Source organism: Paraburkholderia sp. BR10937, from assembly GCF_040965695.1.
Classification (GTDB): domain Bacteria; phylum Pseudomonadota; class Gammaproteobacteria; order Burkholderiales; family Burkholderiaceae; genus Paraburkholderia.
In genome coordinates this window covers 1-2,590 of the sequence record NZ_JBFRCL010000125.1, presented here as the reverse complement: position 1 = coordinate 2,590, position 2,590 = coordinate 1, and the positions used below count along the sequence as shown (strand labels likewise).

Sequence of the window (2,590 nt, the reverse complement as noted above, 5' to 3'; positions counted from 1 at the left end):
GCCGAAGCCTCGCGCAACGTGATCGAGCCGGTGCGCGGCGAGATCGCTATCGACGATATCGCCACCGCTTACGCCGTGCAGCAGGCCAACGTCGATCTGCGCGTGGCGACCGGCGAGCGCATCGTGGGCCGCAAGATCGGTCTCACGTCGCTCGCGGTGCAAAAGCAGCTCGGCGTCGATCAGCCTGACTTCGGCGCGCTGTTCGCGTCGATGGCTTACGGCGACGCGCAGGCGATTCCCCTCTCGCAGCTGATCCAGCCGAAGGTGGAAGCGGAAATCGCGCTCGTGCTGGAACACGATCTCACGTTCGAAAAGCACACCTTCGTCGATATCCTGCGCGCCAGCGCGTATGCACTCGCGGCCATCGAGGTGGTGGACAGCCGCATCCAGAACTGGGACATCCGCTTCGTCGATACGGTGGCCGACAACGCGTCGAGCGCGCGTTTCGTGGTGGGCAGCCGCCCGGTGCCGCTCCCGCAAATCGACTTGACGGGGTGCTCAATGGAACTCTCGCGCGACGGCGAAGTGCTCTCGCGCGGCAACGGCGCCGCGTGCCTGGGCAACCCGCTCAACGCCGCCGTGTGGCTCGCCGACCGCATGGTCCAGCTCGGCACGCCGCTGCGTGCGGGCGACGTGGTGCTCACGGGTGCGCTCGGCCCCATGGTCGCCGTGAAGGAACCCGGCACGTACACCGCGCAGATCGAAGGCCTCGGCAGCGTTCGCGCAACTTTCTCCGCCTGATACAGGAATTCATATGGCTTCCGAAAAACTCAAGGCCGCGATCATCGGCTCCGGCAACATCGGCACGGATCTGATGATCAAGATCCTGCGCAACAGCAAGCATCTGGAGATCGCGGCGATGGTCGGCATCGACCCGGCCTCCGATGGTCTCGCGCGTGCCGCGCGCCTCGGCGTGGCGACCACGCACGAAGGCGTGGTGGGTCTCACGCGCCTGCCGGTGTTCAACGACATCGACTTCGTGTTCGACGCGACGTCCGCTGGCGCGCACGTGAAGAACGACGCGCTGCTGCGCACGTTCAAGCCGTCGATCCGCGTGATCGACCTCACGCCCGCCGCCATCGGCCCGTACTGCGTGCCGGTGGTGAACCTCGACGCGCATATCGACGCGCCCAACGTCAACATGGTGACGTGCGGCGGCCAGGCCACGATCCCGATGGTCGCGGCCGTGTCGCGCGTCGCGAAGGTGCACTACGCCGAAATCGTCGCGTCGATCAGCAGCAAGTCGGCGGGCCCCGGCACGCGCGCCAACATCGACGAGTTCACCGAAACGACCTCGAAGGCGATCGAAGTGGTGGGCGGTGCTGCAAAGGGCAAGGCCATCATCGTGCTGAACCCGGCCGAACCGCCGGTCATGATGCGCGACACGGTTTATACGCTTTCTGAGGCGGCCGACCGCGAGAAGGTCGAGCAGTCCATCGAAGAGATGGTCGCGAAGGTGCACGCCTACGTGCCGGGCTATCGTCTGAAGCAGAAGGTGCAGTTCGACGAGATTCCCGCGAACGCGCCTCTGAATATTCCGGGCCTCGGCAGGTTCAGCGGCCTGAAGACCTCGGTGTTCCTCGAAGTGGAAGGCGCCGCGCATTATCTGCCCGCTTACGCAGGCAATCTCGACATCATGACTTCCGCCGCGCTCGCCACCGCCGAACGCATGGCGCAGACGCTTCTGAGCGTGGAGGGATAAGACCATGAGCAAGAAACTCTATATCTCCGACGTGACGCTGCGCGACGGCAGCCACGCCATTCGCCATCAGTACTCGATCCAGAACGTGCAGGACATCGCCCGCGCACTGGACCGCGCGAAAGTCGACAGCATCGAAGTCGCGCACGGCGACGGCCTGCAGGGTTCGAGCTTCAACTACGGCTTCGGCGCGCACAGCGACCTGGAGTGGATCGAGGCGGTGGCGGACGTGGTGACGCACGCGCAGATCGCCACGCTGCTCCTGCCCGGCATCGGCACGATTCACGACCTGAAGGCCGCGTACAACGCTGGCGCGCGTGTGGTGCGCATCGCCACGCACTGCACGGAAGCCGACATTTCGAAGCAGCACATCGAATATGCACGCGAACTCGGCATGGACACCGTGGGCTTCCTGATGATGAGCCACATGACCACGCCGGAAAACCTCGCCGTCGAAGCGAAGAAGATGGAAAGCTACGGCGCGACCTGCATCTACGTGGTCGATTCGGGCGGTGCGCTCACGATGAACGACGTGCGCGACCGCTTCCGCGCAGTGAAAGCCGTGCTCAAGCCCGAAACGCAAACGGGCATGCACGCGCACCACAACCTCTCGCTGGGCGTGGCGAACTCGATCGTGGCGGTGGAGGAAGGCTGCGACCGCGTCGATGCCTCGCTCGCCGGGATGGGTGCGGGCGCGGGCAACGCACCGCTCGAAGTGTTCATCGGTGCGGCGGAACGCATGGGGTGGAACCACGGCACGGACCTCTACACGCTGATGGACGCCGCCGACGACATCGTGCGCCCGCTGCAGGACCGCCCGGTTCGCGTGGACCGCGAAACGCTCGCGCTCGGCTATGCGGGGGTGTATTCGAGCTTCCTGCGCCACTCGGA

At 65.4% G+C, this 2,590-nt stretch carries 3 protein-coding genes; all 3 read left to right on the top strand.

Translation table 11 applies throughout. The features are described from left to right. A partial coding sequence (locus tag AB4Y44_RS42160) for a 2-keto-4-pentenoate hydratase (protein WP_368702787.1) occupies window positions 1-741 on the top strand: 741 nt, incomplete at its 5' end. Between the two features lie 13 nt (window positions 742-754). Next, window positions 755-1,702: an acetaldehyde dehydrogenase (acetylating) gene (locus AB4Y44_RS42155; RefSeq protein ID WP_342922697.1), complete on the top strand. Its 948-nt coding sequence runs from the start codon at window positions 755-757 to the stop codon at window positions 1,700-1,702. A gap of 4 nt (window positions 1,703-1,706) precedes the next feature. Beyond that, window positions 1,707-2,590 (top strand): 4-hydroxy-2-oxovalerate aldolase (gene dmpG / locus AB4Y44_RS42150; RefSeq protein ID WP_368702786.1); only part of this gene is annotated, 884 nt, incomplete at its 3' end.